The sequence below is a fragment of the Paeniglutamicibacter selenitireducens genome (assembly GCF_051550675.1).
Classification (GTDB): domain Bacteria; phylum Actinomycetota; class Actinomycetes; order Actinomycetales; family Micrococcaceae; genus Paeniglutamicibacter.
This window is the reverse complement of the sequence record NZ_JBPULF010000011.1, coordinates 142,843-157,270: the sequence shown is the minus strand read 5'-3', so window position 1 is coordinate 157,270 and position 14,428 is coordinate 142,843. Positions and strand designations below refer to the sequence as shown.

Sequence of the window (14,428 nt, the reverse complement as noted above, 5' to 3'; positions counted from 1 at the left end):
GGCGGGGGCCCCCCCCCCCCCCCCCGGGGGCGGGGGCCCCCCCCCGGGGGGGGGGCCCCCCGGCCCGGGGCGTTTTTCGGGTGACTGGCTACAGCGTCCGGCCCTGCCAGCTGTGGACGGTCCAGCGACCGCCCGGCCCCGATTCGAGGACAGCGACACCGGTATTTCGCAACGGTGCTTGGCGCAGCAGGGAGAGGTCGAAGTTCGAGTTCCGGCTGGCCATCCACGTCATCAGCATTGCCGCGTGGCTCACCACGGCCAGCGATTCGGTGCCTTCGGCACCGGCTTGCTCGATCACGGCGCTGAACCGGTCAAGGGCGGTGCGGCCGTCCTCGCCCCCGGGGATCTTCGCCGTGAGGTCGCCCTGGAGCCACCGGAAGAACACGTCCCGGTAGGCCAGCTGCGCCTCGGCGTCGGTGCGCATTTCCAGGTCGCCGGCGGAGATCTCGCTCAGGCCCGCGTGTTCGGCAAGCATCAGTCCGCGCGCCGCGGCCAGCGGGGTTGCCGTCATCCTCGCACGGATCAGCGGCGAGGAGTACACGGCGTCGAGCCTGTCCTCGGCCAGCTGCAGTGCCAGGGACTCGGCCTGGGCGAGGCCCACCTCGTTCAGCGGGGCACCGGGTGCCGCTGTGTCCAGGGCCTGCGCCACGTTGGAGGCGGTTTCGCCGTGGCGGATCAGTAGAAGTCTCACATTCCAACTCTAAAGTGTGGGAGGGCCGCAGGTAGGCTCAACCACGGCTTCACGAGATGTGCACCAGTTACCGGGCTCCGACCCAGTGCACACACCAACCCCATGCCTCACGGGTGGTTCGGATGACGAAGCGGCCCGCCGGCAGACGCCGGACCGGGACAAGAGCAAGCGAAAGGCGCCATTCCCATGCGCAATCTCCCATCCACGTACGTGCCTTGCATGTCCTTCGACCCCGGACACTGCCACGACGGGCAGTCGGGTGCCGGACACCCTGTCGAGGGCAAGGACTGGGTGCCCGCCCGGCTGAAGGCGGTCATGCACTACCGGGCGGGCCTGGCCCTCCACGTGCGGGTCCACGGCACCGGCATCCTGCACTATTCCCACGGCATGTTCGCGATCCGGCGCCTCATCGTCCAGGACAACTCCCTGGATCCGGAGCGGCCCGGGGCCCTGTTCAACACGGAGCACCGGGTCGTCGCCATCACCTCCGCGGACGGCGGCATGGCCTGCTTTTCGCTGGCGGTCCAACCGCTGGGACCGTGCAGCATGCCCCGCGACGAGTCCCTGGCCCGGGAGTTCGCCGCGGTGACAGCCAGCTGGGATCCTCAGCGGAACAGCGGCTCGGCCTCGTAGGCGCCCAACGCGGCCCGGTGCTCGGCACCCAGGCGCAGCAGCCGCTGGGACTCCACGGCGAAGAACGCCAGGGTGGTGGTGGCGCGGACACACTGCCCGCCGTCCACCGGGTCGTGGAACTCGTAGCAGATGTCGAAGCTTGCGGCCTTGATGTTGCTGATCCACAGGTCCACGTGCGCCGGCACGTTGCGGTAGTCAAGCGGCTTCACGTAGCGCACGCGGTGCTCTACCACCAGGATCTGCGTGTTTTCCGGCACCGTGGAGAACAGGTCCACCTGCGGCAGGATGCCTGGCTTGCCGGTGCCCCCGGGAACCCCGAACCCGGCGATGCGCGCCTCCTCCATCATGCGCACGAGGTTCACGTTGTTGATGTGCCCGTAGGCGTCCATGTCGCCCCAGCGCATGGGCACCTCGACGCGGATCTTGTGGCCGCTCACTTCTCGCCCCCGGGGAACGGGTCGGCCTCGAGGAAGCCGAGCTCGGTCAGCTGGGCGGCGATGCGGGCGCCGTCCGGCTCGTACACCCAGGGCACGCCCGGGGTGGAGTTCAGGATCCCCTGGCTGCGCCCGCCGGCGAGCACCGCCTCGGAGGGGGTGAGCTGGCGGATGACGATGGCCGCGACGTGCCCCGGGTAGCGGCGCGCGAACTCGGCGTAGAGGTACGGGTCGTGTTGCCCGTCGTCGCCGATCAGCAGCCACTTGACGTGCGGGAATTCGGCGGCGATCCGGCGCAGCTGGTCCGCCTTGTGCTGCATGCCGGAGCGGAACCAGCGCCGCTCGGTGGGTCCCCAGTCGGTCAGCAGCAGCGGCCCCTGCGGGTAGAGGTTGCGAGAGAGGAAGCGCGTGAGCGTCTGGGCGACGTTCCAGGCACCGGTGGAGAGGTAGAAGGTCGGGGCGCCGGGCTTGTTGCGCAGCAGCCGCTCCATCATCACGGCCATGCCCGGGGTCGCGAGCCGCGCGTGCTCGGAAAGGACGAAGGAGTTCCAGGCCGCCAGCAGCGGCCGCGGCAGCGCGGTGACCACCACGGTGTCGTCGACGTCGGAGAGCACGCCGAACTCCTGGGCGGCGTCGACCACCAGCACCGGAGCCAGCACCGGGGCACTGTCCTCGATGGTCATCGAGATCTCGTGCCAGCCCGGCTCCAGCACGGCGGCGACCTTCACGTCGAGGACTCCCCCGCGGTCGGCCTGGACGTCGAAGTCCTCGCCGTTGATGCTGATGCGGATCCGCCCGTTCGGGACGATCGGCGAGACGAAGTTGCGCCAGCCACGCACCCCGTCGGCGACGACCTTGGCGACGTGGCGCCCGTCCTCGAAGGCGCCGGGCTTGGCCAGTACCGCGCGGGCAAAGACGCGCACCCAGCCGTTCTCCGGGTCCGCGAGCCCGTATCCGGTGTAGGAAAGGACGGTGGGCACCAGTCCGCGCTCGCGGGCACGCCGTGCGCGCAATTCGTACACGCGATCCTCGAAGCGCGCGGCGATGTGCCGGGCATGCTCCACACTCAAATCCTTGACCATGCCCCTAGTCTTTCACGTGCCCGTGCCACCCGATCGATCGGAAGGATGATTCTTCGGCGCCCCGCCGGGAACGTGCAAACCCTAGCCTTTTTCTACAGCTTGTAGAATACTGTGGGCATGATGTTTGAACATGACAGCGACCAACCAGTACTCGTTCTCGACGACGACCAGTCATGGCGTTTGCTCGAACACACCAACCACGGCCGGCTCGCCACCGCGGTGGGCGGCGCCGTCGACATTTTCCCCCTGAACTACGCCGCGAAGGACCGCGTCATCTACCTCAGGACAGCCCCAGGCGAGAAGCTCGCGGCCCTGACGGTCAACGACCACGTCGCGTTCGAGGCCGACGGCATCCTCTCCGACGAGGCCTGGTCCGTGGTGGTCCACGGCGTCGCCCACCAGGTCGAGACGCCGGATGCGATCGCCGAGGCCCGCGCCTCCGGCGTCACCCCGTGGATCCCCACGCCGAAGGAATCCTGGGTAAAGATCGTCGCCAGCAGCATCAGCGGGCGCCACTTCCGTCTCGGGGCACAGCCCGAGGCGGACGACGCGGCCTGACTCAGCTGTAGTCGTAGAAACCGGCGCCGCTCTTGCGCCCGAGCCTGCCCTCGGCCACCAGGGCCGCGACGCGTTCGTTGGGGGCATCCTCCGGAGCACCGGTTTCCGCGTGCGTCGCCTGGGCGATGAAGTCGATGACGTCGAGCCCCACCATGTCCATGAGCGCGAACGGTCCCATCGGGTGGCCCAGCGCGGTGCGTGCGGTCGTGTCGATGTCCTCGAGGCTGGCGATGCCCGATTCGGCCAGGAACAGGGCCTCGCGCTGGATGGCGCCCATCAACCGGTTGGCGATGAAGCCGGGGATCTCGCGGTTGATCAGCACCGGCTCCTTGCCCAGCCGGCGGGCCAGCTCCAGGGTGGTTTCCACGGTTGCGTCGCTGGTGGTTTCGTGGCGCACCACCTCGACGCACTTCATGACCAGGGCCGGGTTGAAGAAGTGCATGTTGCAGACCTGTTCCGCCCGCCCCGTCGCCTCGGCGACCTTTGAGGAACCGAGGGTCGAGGAGTTTGTGGCAAGGATGGCGTGCGCCGGGGCGGCCTTGCCCAGGCGCTCGAAGATCTGCGTCTTGATATCCAGGCGCTCGGTGGCGGCCTCGATGACGAAGTCGGCGTCCGCCGCTGCCGCGTCGAGGTCGGTACTGTAGGTCAGCGAGCCCAGGGCCGCGGCAGCCGCGGCTTCCTCCAGCTTGCCCTTGGCCACGCGTCCGGCGGCCCATGCCTCCAGCTCGGCCCGCGCGCCGGCCAGCCCGTCCGCGGAGATGTCCTGGAGTGTTGTCCGGTAGCCGGCCAGTGCCGCCGTCATGGCGATCTGCCGTCCCATGGTCCCGGCCCCGATGACCAGGATGGTGGAAATGTTCTCGATGCCAAGTGGTGTGCTCATCGTTGGGTCCGGTTCTTTCTGGGGTGGGTGGTGTGCGCCGGCTGCTGCCCGGCCCGGTTCTGGTGTTGGCTCCGGCAGCCCGCGGGGCGCCGGCCGCATCCGTGGCGGATGCCGGCCGGCGCCCCTGGGGCCATCCGGGCGGGGTGTGCCTACGCGCCGCGCAGGTACACCGTGGTGGTGTGCGTGAAGAATTCCTTCGCTGCCGCGCCCTGTTCCTTGGGCCCGTAGCCGCTCTTCTTCGCCCCGCCGAACGGCACGTGCGGATCCGCGCCCGCCGATTCGGAGTTCACGTGGAGGATGCCCACATCGATGGTTTCCATGGCCGCCAGGGCCTTGGTCAGGTCCTGCGTGAAGACCGCACAGCTAAGCCCGTACTCGGAATCGTTGGCCAGCGCGAAGGCCTCGGCTGTCGTTGCGGCGCGGCGGACCGCCAGCACCGGGCCGAAGAACTCGTCGCGCCAGGCGATGTTCGCCTCGCCGGCGGGGATCTCCAGCACTGTCGGCGCCACGAAGGCGTCCCCGAGCCCCGACACGTCGCCAGAGAAGCGCGCAACAGCACCCTGGGCCACCGACGCCTCGATGCCGGCACGGATCTCCGCCGCCGCCGATGCCGAGACGACCGGGCCCATGTGGACCGAGGAATCGGTGGGGTCGCCGGTCTTCCACGCCTCAAGCCGCTCGGCCAGGCGGGCGAGGAACGCATCGGCGATGCCCTCCTGCAGCACCAGGCGCGAGGTGGCAGTGCACTTCTGGCCGGTGGAGCGGAAGGCACCGAAGAGCACCTGCTCGGTGGCCAGTTCCAGGTCCGCGTCATCGAGCACTACCGAGGCGTTCTTGCCGCCCATTTCCGCCTGGATCGGGACGCCGTTTCCTGCCGCCGCGGCGGCGAGCATGCGGCCGACGCCGGTGGAGCCGGTGAAGGTGAGTCCGTCGAGCTCCGGGTGGTTGACGATCTCGTTGCCCAGCGAGCCCGAGCCGATGACGAGGTTCAGCACGCCTGCGGGCAGGCCGGCCTCCACGAGCGCCTGCGCCAGGCGCAGCGCCAGCAGCGGCACGGTGGACGCCGGCTTCCACACGACGGTGTTTCCGAAGACCAGCGCCGGGGCGATCTTCCACGCCGGGATGGCGATGGGGAAGTTGAACGGGGTGATGACAGCGACAACGCCCAACGGCTTGCGGGTGACGAGGATCTGCTCGCCTCGGCGCGGGGAGGAGAAGACCTCCCCGGCCAGGCGGTCCGACTCGGCCGAGTAGTAGGTGAGGATCTGCGCGGCGCGCAGCACCTCGCCGCGGCCCTCGGCGAAGGTCTTGCCTTCCTCGCGGGCCAGTTCGGCGCCCCAGGCATCCGCGTTCGCGGTGATGATCGCCGCGGCGCGGGAGAGGTATCCCCCGCGCTCGGCCATCGGAGTGGCCGCCCAGCCGGCAGCGGCGGAACGTGCCGCTGCCATGGCGGCCTGCACGTCGCCCGCGGTGGCGGTGCCGCCGGCGGCGAGCACCTGTCCCGGGTGGGTCGGGGAGGTGGATTCGAGCCGGCGCCCGGTTCCCTCGACCCACGCCCCGTCGATCAGCAGGTGCAGCGCGACAGTGTCGGTCAGTGTGGTGGTTTCAGTCATGGTTCCCTCGAGATGGATGGCGGGCCGTGTTTAGCGGAAGGCCGGGACGCCGGTGAGCTTGTTGCCCAGGATCAGGGTATGGACCTCGTCGGTGCCCTCGTAGGTGCGCACCGATTCCAGGTTGTTGGCGTGGCGCAGCGGCGAGTAGTCAAGGGTGATGCCGTTGCCGCCCAGGATGGTGCGGGCCTCGCGGGCGATCTTGATGGCCTCGCGGCAGTTGTTCAGCTTGCCGACCGAGATCTGGTGCAGGTCAAGGGTGCCCGCGTCCTTCTGGCGGCCGATGTGCAGGGCCAGTAGGTAGCCCTTGTTGATTTCCAGGGCCATGTCCACCAGCTTCTGCTGGGTCATCTGGTAGCCGGCCAGCGGCTTGTCGAACTGCAGGCGCGTCTTCGAGTAGGCCAGGGCGTCCTCGAAGGCGTCGCGGGCGGCGCCCATCGAACCCCAGATGATGCCGTAGCGTGCCTCGTTCAGGCAGGAGAAGGGGCCCTTGAGGCCCACGACGTTCGGCAGCACCGCGGTGGCCGGCAGGCGGACGTCGGTCAGTTCGATCTCGCACTGGATCGAGGCGCGCATCGAGAGCTTCGGCTCGATCGGGGTGGCCTTGTAGCCGGCGGTTTCGGTGGGGACCACGAAGCCGCGGATGCCCTCGTCGGTCTGTGCCCAGATGACGGCGACCTGTGCGACGTTGGCCAGGCCGATCCAGCGCTTGGTGCCGTTGATGACCCAGTCATCGCCGTCGCGGCGGGCGAAGGTCTTCATGGCGGAGGGGTCCGAGCCGGCGGTCGGTTCGGTCAGGCCGAAGCAGCCGATGGCCTCGCCCTTGGCCATCTTCGGCAGCCATTCCTGCTTCTGTTCCTCGGAGCCGTGTTTGTAGATGGCGCTCATGGCCAGGGAACCCTGGACCGAGACGAAGGTCCGCAGGCCGGAGTCGCCGGCCTCCAGCTCGGAGCCGGCGATGCCGTACTCGACGGCGGTGGCGCCGGCGCAGCCGTAGCCCTTCAGGTGCATGCCCAGCAGGCCGAGGCGGCCCATTTCCGGGACGATCTCCAGCGGGAAGACGGCGTCCGCGTACCAGGAAGCGATGTTCGGGCGGATGGCCTCGTCGACGAAGCCGCGGACCTTGGCGCGCAGCTCGAGTTCCCCGGCGCTGAGCAGCGAGTCGAAGTTGATCAGGTCGGCGGGGTCCAGCAGGTGCGTCTCGTGCGTGGTGATGGTCATGGGGTGCTCCTTGGAAAAGCGGGTCTGTGTCTGTGGGTGGGGCCGGTGTGCCGGGCAGGTGCACGGCACACCGCAGGGAAGCGTGTTACTTGGCGGCGTCGGCGATGGCGCCGGCCAGCACCGCGAGGCCGTCGCGCAGCAGCTCCTCGCCGATGACGAGCGGCGGAAGCAGTCGCACGACGTTGCCGTGGGTGCCGCAGGTCAGCGTCAGCACGCCGGCGGCGTGGCAGGCGGCGGAGATTTCCTTGGCCAGGTCCGCACGCGGCGCCAGGGTTCCGGCGTCGGCGAGCTCGATGGCAAGCATGGCGCCGCGGCCGCGGACCTCGGCAACCACGGTGGTGGAGGCGAGCAGCGGCTCGAGGATCTCGCGGGCCACGGCCTCGATGCGGCGGGCGTTCTCCAGCAGCGTGCCGTCCTCGAACTGCTCGAAGACAGCCAGTGCGGCCTCGCAGGCCAGCGGGTTGCCGGCGTAGGTGCCGCCCAGGCCGCCGGCGTGCGGTGCGTTCATGACCTCGGCGCGACCTGTGACGGCGGAGAGCGGGACGCCGTTGGCCAGGGCCTTGGCGGTGAGGATCAGGTCCCCGGCGACGCCCTCGTGCTCGGAGGCGAAGAGGGTTCCGGTGCGGCCCATGCCGGCCTGGATCTCGTCGATGACCAGCAGGATGCCGTACTTGTCGGCGAGCTTGCGCAGGCCCGGGATGAACCCGGCGGCCGGGACGATGAAGCCTCCCTCGCCCTGGATCGGCTCGATGACCATCGCGGCGAAGGTGTCGGCGCCGTGTTCGAGGATGGTTGCCTCGACGGATTCCAGGGCCGCCTCGGCACCCGCGGCAAGGCCCTCGGCCGGGCGCAGCGGGTTGGCGGAGGCTGCGCGAACGACCTCCGCGGGCATCGGGCCGAAGTTCAGCTTGTACGGGTTGACCTTGGCGGTCATCGCCATGGTCAGCAGCGAGCGGCCGTGGTAGGCCTCGTCGAAGACCAGCACGTTGGCGCGGCCGGTGGCGGCGCGGGCGATCTTGATGGCGTTTTCCACGGCCTCGGCGCCGGTGGAGAACAGGCCCGTGCGCTTCTCGAAGTCGCCCGGGGTGTTCTCGTTGAGCCACTGGCAGACCTTGGTGAAGGACTCGTATTCGGTGACCATGAAGCAGGTGTGGGTGAAGGCCGCGAGCTGGGCCGCGACGCGTTCGGCGACGAGCTTGTTGCTGGCGCCCAACGAGGTCACGGCGATGCCGGAGGCGAAGTCCACCAGGCGGTTGCCGTCGACGTCCTCGATGATGCCGCCCTCGGCGCGGGTCACGAAGACCGGCAGCGTGATGCCGAATCCGTTGGTCACCTGCGCGGTGCGCTCGGCATGCAGAGCGGTGGAACGCGGGCCGGGAACGGCTGTGGCAAGGTGGCGGGTCTGCGGAAGCGTGGCGGCCTCGGTGGCCTGGAGAGTTTCGGTCATGGGTTCCACGTTAGGTGACCGAGTGACACGCGTCATTGGTCATTCCATCCAACCGGTCGATCCATGTTGGATAATTTAGCCCATGATTTCCCTTTTGCAGTTGGGTGCGGAGCTGGGCGGCGAACTCTCGCCCTGCGCGGGTGCCGAATTCAGCGCCAAGCCCGTCACCGGCGTCCATGTCTCCGAGCTCGAGGACCCGACCCCGTACCTTGAGGGCGGCGAGCTGCTACTGACCACCGGCATGCCGTTCGCCGCCTCGGCCGCGCTTTCCCGCGCCTACATGGGCCGACTCGGGGCCAAGAACGTGCATGCCGTGGGCCTGGGCCTGGGCCCGTGGCTCAGGTCCGTCCCCGCCCACGTGGTGGAGGCCAGCGTGGCCGAGGGCATCGAACTGGCGATAGTGCCCGACGGCGTCCCGTTCCAGAACGTCACGCGCGCCTACTGGCGCCTCGCCACCCGCGACGACACCACGAACCTCATGGATTCGCTCGGCACCCAGACCGCCCTGGCCCGCGCGGCGATGCGCCCGGATGCGACGAGCGCGGTGGTGCGCGGGCTGGCCCAGGCGCTCGGCGGGTGGGCCGCCTACCTGCCGGCCGACGCCGGGGCGGAAACCGTGTGGCCCGCCTCCGCCGGCGCCCTGGTGCCGGACCTGCGCTCCGAGTCCATCCGCTTCAACAAGGCCGGGGTGCCCTCCGCCGCAACCTTCGAGGTCCACGGGCAGCCCGTGGTGCTCTACCCGATCCTGGTCGGCACCCGCATCCACGGATTCCTGTGCATCGGGTCGGGCCGCACGCTGACCAAGGCCGACCGGCAGGTCATCATGACGGTCTCCACCTTGTTGGCGCTGCGGGCGCGCCAGCGCGAGGTCATCGTCGGGACCACCAACGCGCTGGGTGCCGCGACGACCAAGCTGCTGCTGCACGGGCAGGGCGAGGCCGCACACATGGTGGCCGAGGACGTGGGGCTGGGCGACCTGCCCAGCCGGGTTCGGCTGTTGGGCGTCAGGCTCTCCCCGGGCGACGACCCGGGGCTGGCAGCCCGCGCCGCGGTCCGGCTGGAGGCGGACGCCGGGGTTCCGGACCTCGCCGCGGCCGTGGACAGGTGCGTCCTGCGGCATGTCCAGGACTCGGTCCTCTACCTGGTGCTTCCCGCCGCCGGCCTGGCCAGCACCCCGGCGCACGACGAACCGGACTCGCTGGAGCAGAACGCACTGCTGGGAGTCCCGGCGCTCGACGAGCCGGAGGTCTCCGGCTCGCTGGCCGCGGCCCTGGGCGACCCGGTGAGCCTCGGGGAAATCCCCGGCAACCTGGCGGTGCTGCGCCAGGCCGTGCTGCAGGCCCCGCCGGGGCACCTTGTCGCGGTGAGCGCGAGCGAGGATGCCCGGGCCACCGGCTGGGTGCGGGCCCTGGCCGACTACCCGCGGGCCGACCTGCTGGAAACCGTCAGGGCGTACCTGAGGGCGCGCGGCACCTGGGAGGATGCGGCACGCGCCCTGGGCATCCACCGCAACTCGCTGCGCCACCGGATCTCGGTGGCCGGCGGCCTGCTGGGGGTGGACCTTGACGATCCGGACGTCGCGGCGCATCTCTGGCTGGCGCTTCGCCGCGACGAAAACGGGCTAGGAGCGCGCTAGCTCCGGGGCCGGGCCGGGTGCCGCGGGCGTGCCGAGCCAGGCGCGGATCGCCTCGGTGTGCTCGCCCAGTTGCGGCGGCGCCGTGGTCGGGGCATCGAGCCGCGGCGTCCAGCTGATCGGGTGGCGGACCTGTTTGCCCACCGTCACGCCCTCGGCGTTCTGGACCTCGATCACCGGGTCGAGCCCGAGCGACCGGGCATAGTCCAGGCCCTCGTCGATGCCCGCGACCTTTCCGGCCGGGACGCCGACTCCGGTGAAGCGCGCCTGCCACCGCGCCCCGGTGTCTGCCTGCAGGGCGGTTTCGAGCAGCGGGATGAGCACCTCCCGGTTGGCCACACGGGCCGAGTTGGTGGCGAAGCGGGGATCGTCCGCAAGCTGCGGTTCGCCGACCTCGGCGCAGAGGCGGGCGAACTGCCCGTCGTTGCCGCAGGCCACGGCAACGGACCCGTCGGCGCAGTCCAGCAGCTGGTAGGGCACGATCGAGGGGTGCGCGTTGCCCATGCGGGAGGCGACCTTCCCGGCCCCCAGGTACGCCTGGGCCTGGTTGGCCAGCGCCCCCTGCAGGCTGGAGAGCAGGTTGACCTCAACGTGGGCGCCGGCGCCTGAGGTGTTTCGCGCGGTCAGCGCGGCCAGCACGCCGATCGTCGCATCCTTGGCGGTGAGCACGTCGACAAGGGCGACGCCGGCCTTCATCGGGTCGGCGTCGGCCTCCCCGGTGATCGACATGAGCCCGCCCAGGGCCTGGACAATGAAGTCGTAGCCCGGCAGGTGGGCCCCGCCGGCGGAGCCGAAGCCGGAGATCGAGGCGTAGACGAGGCCCGGGTTTTCGGCGGCGAGTTCCTCGTAGCCGAGCCCCAGCTTGGCCATGCCGCCGGGCTTGAAGTTCTCCACCAGCACGTCGGCGCGCAGCGCCAGCTCGCGGGCCAGCGCCAGGTCCCCCGGTTCCCCCAGGTCAAGTGCCACGGACTGCTTATTGCGGTTCACCGATTCGAAGTAGGTGGAGCCCGTGGCGGAGAACGGCGGTCCCCAGCTGCGGGTGTCGTCCCCGGCGCCGGGGCGCTCGACCTTGATCACCGTGGCGCCGAGATCGGCAAGGGTCATGGTGCACAGCGGGCCTGCCAGCACCCGTGAAAAATCGGCGACCACTACGCCTTCCAGCGGGCGGATCGTGCTCATACGGGGATTCCTTCCGTGGCCGTTCCAGCTCCGCACCGTCGGCGAACAGCGTCCCGGCCGGATCACGGATCCCGGCATCGGTGCGCGGTGTGGAGGAACGCCGGCCAGCGTTGTTCCTGCCACGAGCTACATGGAACACACTACGAACAAACGTGACAGCAGTCTCGGACAATTCATCCAAGGCCGTGGCCATTTCATCCTGAAGACATGCCGCTGAAGCGGCGCGGATGAAGGTGGACAGCGGCGCCGGGGAATCAACCCCGCAGTTGTACCGTGGAATACACAGCACTATCGCCAGGAGAGCCATGGCCCCGAAACCGCCCGCAATGTCCCCGTCCGACCTGCCTGTTCCGGAGGTCCTGGGCCGCGCCACAGGCCCGCGGCGCTCCGAGGCCGACGAGTTGCTCGAGATCCTCGGTGGGATCAGCGGTGAGCAACCGGTGGTGTGGGCGGGCCGCATCATCGGCTTCGGGGAGTACGAGTACCGCTACGAGAGTGGGCACGGGGGCCGCGCTCCCCTGCTTGCCTTCGCGACCGGGCCGGCGAAGCACACGATCTACCTCGTCAACGACTTCTCGGAGCGCTGGCCCGATCTCATGGCCCGGCTCGGCAAGCACCGCGCAAGCAAGGCCTGCCTCTACCTCACGAGGCTGACTGGGGTGGATCGCAGCGCGTTGCGTGAGCTCCTGGAATGCTCACTCGCCGACACGCTGCGGGGTGCGCGCCACGTACGCCCCCACCGCCTCGCCGATGGTCCTGTCCCCCGGGCGTGACAGCGGGACCTGCCCCGCGGGGTTGCCCCAGCTCCCCCGGGGCACGCGGGTTGCCCCAACTCTGCATGGCGGCGGAGCCCCTTTCGGGTGGCGGCACGACGCAGCTGCCACCGGCAGAAGGTGCTTGGAGGCCGGCCTCCACGTCGCTAGACAGTCCGGCGCAGCGGTGCTTCCTTGATGAACAGGATGCAGACCAGGGAAACCACTGCCACGGCGGCCGAAGCCATGAAGATGACGCCCGTGGCGTCGCCGAACGCCGTCTCGTACATCACCCGCACGGCCGGCGGCATGGTGGAGAGATCCAGCGATGCACTGCCCGAGGCAACCCCGCCGGAACCGTCCGGGGAGATCAGGTGCGCGGCGGTGAGCGCGTCGATGACCAGCGCGCTGACCTTGTCGGAGAGCATCGCACCGAGCACCGCGACGCCCGCTGCCCCGCCCACCGAGCGGAAGAACGCCACGGACGAACTGGCGGTGCCGATGTCGGTGACCTTGACGTTGTTCTGCACGGCGAGCACCAGGTTCTGGACCATGAACCCCATGCCGACGCCGTTGAAGAACATGCCGGTGGCGAGGATCCAGTAGTTGGTGTCGTGGGACATGGTGCCCAGCAATGCCAGCGCACCGATGTTGACGCTCGCCCCGATGACCAGGAAGATCTTCCACCGGCCGTGGCGGGAAATCATCTGCCCGGAGAACACCGAGCCGAAGAGGTTGCCCAGGATCATCGGCAAGGTCATGACACCGGCCAGGGTGGGGCTTGCCTCCCGGGCCACCTGGAAGTACTGGCCCAGGAAGGCGCCGGACCCGAACATCGCCACGCCGATCGAGACCGATGCAACGATCGAGAGCGCGGTGGTGCGCATGGCGATGATGCGCAGCGGGATGACCGGGTCCGGGACGCGACCCTCGACCCAGAGCAACAGCGCGACCAGTGCGAGCGAACCGCCCACCATGGAGTACGTCTGCCAGGAGTTGAACTCGAAGTAGCCGGCCTTGCCGACGTAGGACACCCAGATCAGCAGCACCGAGACGGAAAGGGTCACCAGCACGGCGCCGGCCCAGTCGATGTAGACCTTGCGAGCCACGTGCTTGATGTGAAGCGTCTTGTGGATCGCCCACATGGAAATCAGCGCAATCGGGACGCCGATGAAGAAGGTCCAGCGCCAGCCCAGCGGCGAATCAACGATCACTCCGCCCAGCAGCGGCCCGCCGGCCGTGGCCAGCGCCATCACGCCGCCGAAGTAGCCGGAGTAGCGCCCGCGTTCGCGCGGCGGGATCACGGTGCCGATCACGGCCATGCCCATGGCCGTCAGCCCGCCCATGCCGATGCCCTGCAGGACGCGGGCGCTCATGAGCATGGGGATGTTGATTGCGAACCCGGCCAGCAGGGAGCCCGCCACAAAGGTCAGGATGCCGAGCTGGAGGAGCTTCTTCTTGTCGAAAAGGTCGGCCAGCTTGCCCCAGATCGGGGTGGTCGCGGCATTGGCCAGCAACGCCGCGGTAAGCACCCAGTTGAAGTCGGTTTGCGTGCCGTTGAGGGCGTCCATGATGGTCGGCAGTGCGATGGAGACGATGGTGGTGGCCAGCATCGCGGCGAAGAATGCCGCAAGGACACCGACGATGGAGCGCAGCACTTCCTTCTGGTCCATCTGCGGCTGGTCGCCCGGCCGCTCACGAGCAACCTCTGTCGACTGCTCGCTCATGAGCGCCCTTCCGGTGCGGATTCGGCAGACGACGGCGTCTTGCCCTGCATCAAGTCGATGCCGGCGCGAAGGGCCTGCTGGATCCGGTTGACCGTGGCCGCGGCCTCGGCGATCTCCGTCGGTCCCCAGTCGCTGAGCAGCTCGGACAGCAGGTCGGTCCGGCGCTTGTAGGCGCGGTCCACCTCGTCGGTGCCCTCCGGTGTCAGCGAGATGAGCTGCACCCTGGCGTCCTTGCTGCACTGGGTGCGCGTCAGCAGCCCCAGGGATTCGAGGTCCGCGACCTGGCGGCTCAGCGCGGCCGGCCCGATCCCGATCCACTGGGCTACGTCCGTGGCCCGCGTGGGCTGGTTCCGGTAGACGTAGATGAGGACCCCCATGGCGGCGAACCCGACCTTTTGCCCTCCCTCACCCACATGGGCGAGCTGTCGCAGGGTGCGGTTCAGAGAGCTGACGCTCTCCACGAGTTCGAGTGCTTGCGAATCCCCCTGGGGCATGGGCCTACGCTCCTCATTCCAAAATTAGTTGACCATGGCAAATGTTGCCTTGGGCAACCATATGGCCAATTTAGTTGCTTCGTCAAA

14 protein-coding genes and 1 riboswitch are annotated in these 14,428 nt (G+C 69.4%); of the genes, 4 read left to right on the top strand and 10 right to left on the bottom strand.

The window, feature by feature from the left end; all coding sequences use genetic code 11:
* Window positions 1-88 precede the first annotated feature (88 nt).
* Window positions 89-691 (bottom strand): histidine phosphatase family protein, encoded by a 603-nt coding sequence (locus ACSYDW_RS17055; RefSeq protein WP_438339929.1) that lies wholly within the window; start codon window positions 689-691, stop codon window positions 89-91.
* Window positions 692-738: 47 nt separating this feature from the next.
* A riboswitch (SAM riboswitch) is annotated at window positions 739-862 on the top strand.
* 15 nt (window positions 863-877) lie between these two features.
* Between ACSYDW_RS17055 and ACSYDW_RS17050 the strand changes: the two genes are divergently transcribed.
* Window positions 878-1,324, top strand: a complete 447-nt coding sequence (locus ACSYDW_RS17050; RefSeq protein ID WP_438339928.1) for a hypothetical protein — start codon at window positions 878-880, stop codon at window positions 1,322-1,324.
* On the opposite strand, the gene ACSYDW_RS17045 is transcribed toward ACSYDW_RS17050, so the two are convergent.
* Both ACSYDW_RS17045 and ACSYDW_RS17040 read right to left on the bottom strand, forming a co-directional pair.
* Window positions 1,297-1,761: an acyl-CoA thioesterase gene (locus ACSYDW_RS17045; RefSeq protein ID WP_438339927.1), complete on the bottom strand. Its 465-nt coding sequence runs from the start codon at window positions 1,759-1,761 to the stop codon at window positions 1,297-1,299. The genes ACSYDW_RS17050 and ACSYDW_RS17045 overlap by 28 nt on opposite strands.
* On the bottom strand, window positions 1,758-2,840 hold the full coding sequence (locus tag ACSYDW_RS17040) for an App1 family protein phosphatidate phosphatase (protein ID WP_438339926.1): 1,083 nt from the start codon (window positions 2,838-2,840) through the stop codon (window positions 1,758-1,760). Before ACSYDW_RS17040 ends, ACSYDW_RS17045 begins: the two co-directional genes overlap by 4 nt.
* Before the next feature lie 117 nt (window positions 2,841-2,957).
* Here ACSYDW_RS17040 and ACSYDW_RS17035 point away from each other — a divergent pair, with 117 nt between their 5' ends.
* Window positions 2,958-3,398, top strand: a complete 441-nt coding sequence (locus ACSYDW_RS17035) for a pyridoxamine 5'-phosphate oxidase family protein (RefSeq protein WP_438339925.1) — start codon at window positions 2,958-2,960, stop codon at window positions 3,396-3,398.
* Window position 3,399: 1 nt separating this feature from the next.
* On the opposite strand, the gene ACSYDW_RS17030 is transcribed toward ACSYDW_RS17035, so the two are convergent.
* The 4 genes from ACSYDW_RS17030 to ACSYDW_RS17015 all read right to left on the bottom strand — a co-directional run bounded on the left by ACSYDW_RS17030 (window position 3,400) and on the right by ACSYDW_RS17015 (window position 8,556).
* On the bottom strand, window positions 3,400-4,278 hold the full coding sequence (locus tag ACSYDW_RS17030; RefSeq protein ID WP_438339924.1) for a 3-hydroxyacyl-CoA dehydrogenase family protein: 879 nt from the start codon (window positions 4,276-4,278) through the stop codon (window positions 3,400-3,402).
* A gap of 149 nt (window positions 4,279-4,427) precedes the next feature.
* Window positions 4,428-5,891, bottom strand: a complete 1,464-nt coding sequence (locus ACSYDW_RS17025) for an aldehyde dehydrogenase family protein (RefSeq protein WP_438339923.1) — start codon at window positions 5,889-5,891, stop codon at window positions 4,428-4,430.
* A gap of 30 nt (window positions 5,892-5,921) precedes the next feature.
* A complete protein-coding gene (locus tag ACSYDW_RS17020) occupies window positions 5,922-7,109 on the bottom strand; it encodes an acyl-CoA dehydrogenase family protein (RefSeq protein WP_438339922.1) in 1,188 nt (395 codons plus the stop codon).
* 85 nt (window positions 7,110-7,194) lie between these two features.
* Window positions 7,195-8,556 carry an aminotransferase class III-fold pyridoxal phosphate-dependent enzyme gene (locus ACSYDW_RS17015; RefSeq protein ID WP_438339921.1) on the bottom strand — a complete coding sequence of 454 codons (1,362 nt, stop codon included), beginning with the start codon at window positions 8,554-8,556 and terminating at the stop codon, window positions 7,195-7,197.
* An 82-nt stretch (window positions 8,557-8,638) separates the two neighbouring features.
* Here ACSYDW_RS17015 and ACSYDW_RS17010 point away from each other — a divergent pair, with 82 nt between their 5' ends.
* Window positions 8,639-10,192: a PucR family transcriptional regulator gene (locus ACSYDW_RS17010; RefSeq protein ID WP_438339920.1), complete on the top strand. Its 1,554-nt coding sequence runs from the start codon at window positions 8,639-8,641 to the stop codon at window positions 10,190-10,192.
* Here the strand turns inward: ACSYDW_RS17010 and ACSYDW_RS17005 are convergent.
* Complete coding sequence (locus tag ACSYDW_RS17005) at window positions 10,178-11,368, bottom strand: CaiB/BaiF CoA transferase family protein (RefSeq protein WP_438339919.1); 1,191 nt, start codon at window positions 11,366-11,368, stop codon at window positions 10,178-10,180. The genes ACSYDW_RS17010 and ACSYDW_RS17005 overlap by 15 nt on opposite strands.
* A 227-nt stretch (window positions 11,369-11,595) precedes the next feature.
* On the opposite strand from ACSYDW_RS17005, the gene ACSYDW_RS17000 reads away from it, so the two are divergent.
* On the top strand, window positions 11,596-12,141 hold the full coding sequence (locus ACSYDW_RS17000) for a DUF1801 domain-containing protein (protein WP_438339918.1): 546 nt from the start codon (window positions 11,596-11,598) through the stop codon (window positions 12,139-12,141).
* A 146-nt stretch (window positions 12,142-12,287) separates the two neighbouring features.
* Here ACSYDW_RS17000 and ACSYDW_RS16995 read toward each other — a convergent pair whose 3' ends face one another.
* A complete protein-coding gene (locus tag ACSYDW_RS16995; RefSeq protein WP_438339917.1) occupies window positions 12,288-13,847 on the bottom strand; it encodes an MFS transporter in 1,560 nt (519 codons plus the stop codon).
* On the bottom strand, window positions 13,844-14,341 hold the full coding sequence (locus ACSYDW_RS16990; RefSeq protein WP_438339916.1) for a MarR family winged helix-turn-helix transcriptional regulator: 498 nt from the start codon (window positions 14,339-14,341) through the stop codon (window positions 13,844-13,846). Before ACSYDW_RS16990 ends, ACSYDW_RS16995 begins: the two co-directional genes overlap by 4 nt.
* Window positions 14,342-14,428 lie beyond the last annotated feature (87 nt).

Excerpts from the sequence above, each read along its gene's own strand:
- ACSYDW_RS17050 (WP_438339928.1), top strand. The coding sequence starts at position 878 with ATGCGCAATCTCCCATCCACGTACGTGCCTTGCATGTCCTTCGACCCC.
- ACSYDW_RS17040 (WP_438339926.1), bottom strand. The coding sequence starts at position 2,840 with ATGGTCAAGGATTTGAGTGTGGAGCATGCCCGGCACATCGCCGCGCGC.
- ACSYDW_RS17035 (WP_438339925.1), top strand. The coding sequence starts at position 2,958 with ATGATGTTTGAACATGACAGCGACCAACCAGTACTCGTTCTCGACGAC.
- ACSYDW_RS17030 (WP_438339924.1), bottom strand. The coding sequence starts at position 4,278 with ATGAGCACACCACTTGGCATCGAGAACATTTCCACCATCCTGGTCATC.
- ACSYDW_RS17025 (WP_438339923.1), bottom strand. The coding sequence starts at position 5,891 with ATGACTGAAACCACCACACTGACCGACACTGTCGCGCTGCACCTGCTG.
- ACSYDW_RS17020 (WP_438339922.1), bottom strand. The coding sequence starts at position 7,109 with ATGACCATCACCACGCACGAGACGCACCTGCTGGACCCCGCCGACCTG.
- ACSYDW_RS17015 (WP_438339921.1), bottom strand. The coding sequence starts at position 8,556 with ATGACCGAAACTCTCCAGGCCACCGAGGCCGCCACGCTTCCGCAGACC.
- ACSYDW_RS17010 (WP_438339920.1), top strand. The coding sequence starts at position 8,639 with ATGATTTCCCTTTTGCAGTTGGGTGCGGAGCTGGGCGGCGAACTCTCG.
- ACSYDW_RS17005 (WP_438339919.1), bottom strand. The coding sequence starts at position 11,368 with ATGAGCACGATCCGCCCGCTGGAAGGCGTAGTGGTCGCCGATTTTTCA.
- ACSYDW_RS17000 (WP_438339918.1), top strand. The coding sequence starts at position 11,596 with ATGAAGGTGGACAGCGGCGCCGGGGAATCAACCCCGCAGTTGTACCGT.
- ACSYDW_RS16995 (WP_438339917.1), bottom strand. The coding sequence starts at position 13,847 with ATGAGCGAGCAGTCGACAGAGGTTGCTCGTGAGCGGCCGGGCGACCAG.
- ACSYDW_RS16990 (WP_438339916.1), bottom strand. The coding sequence starts at position 14,341 with ATGCCCCAGGGGGATTCGCAAGCACTCGAACTCGTGGAGAGCGTCAGC.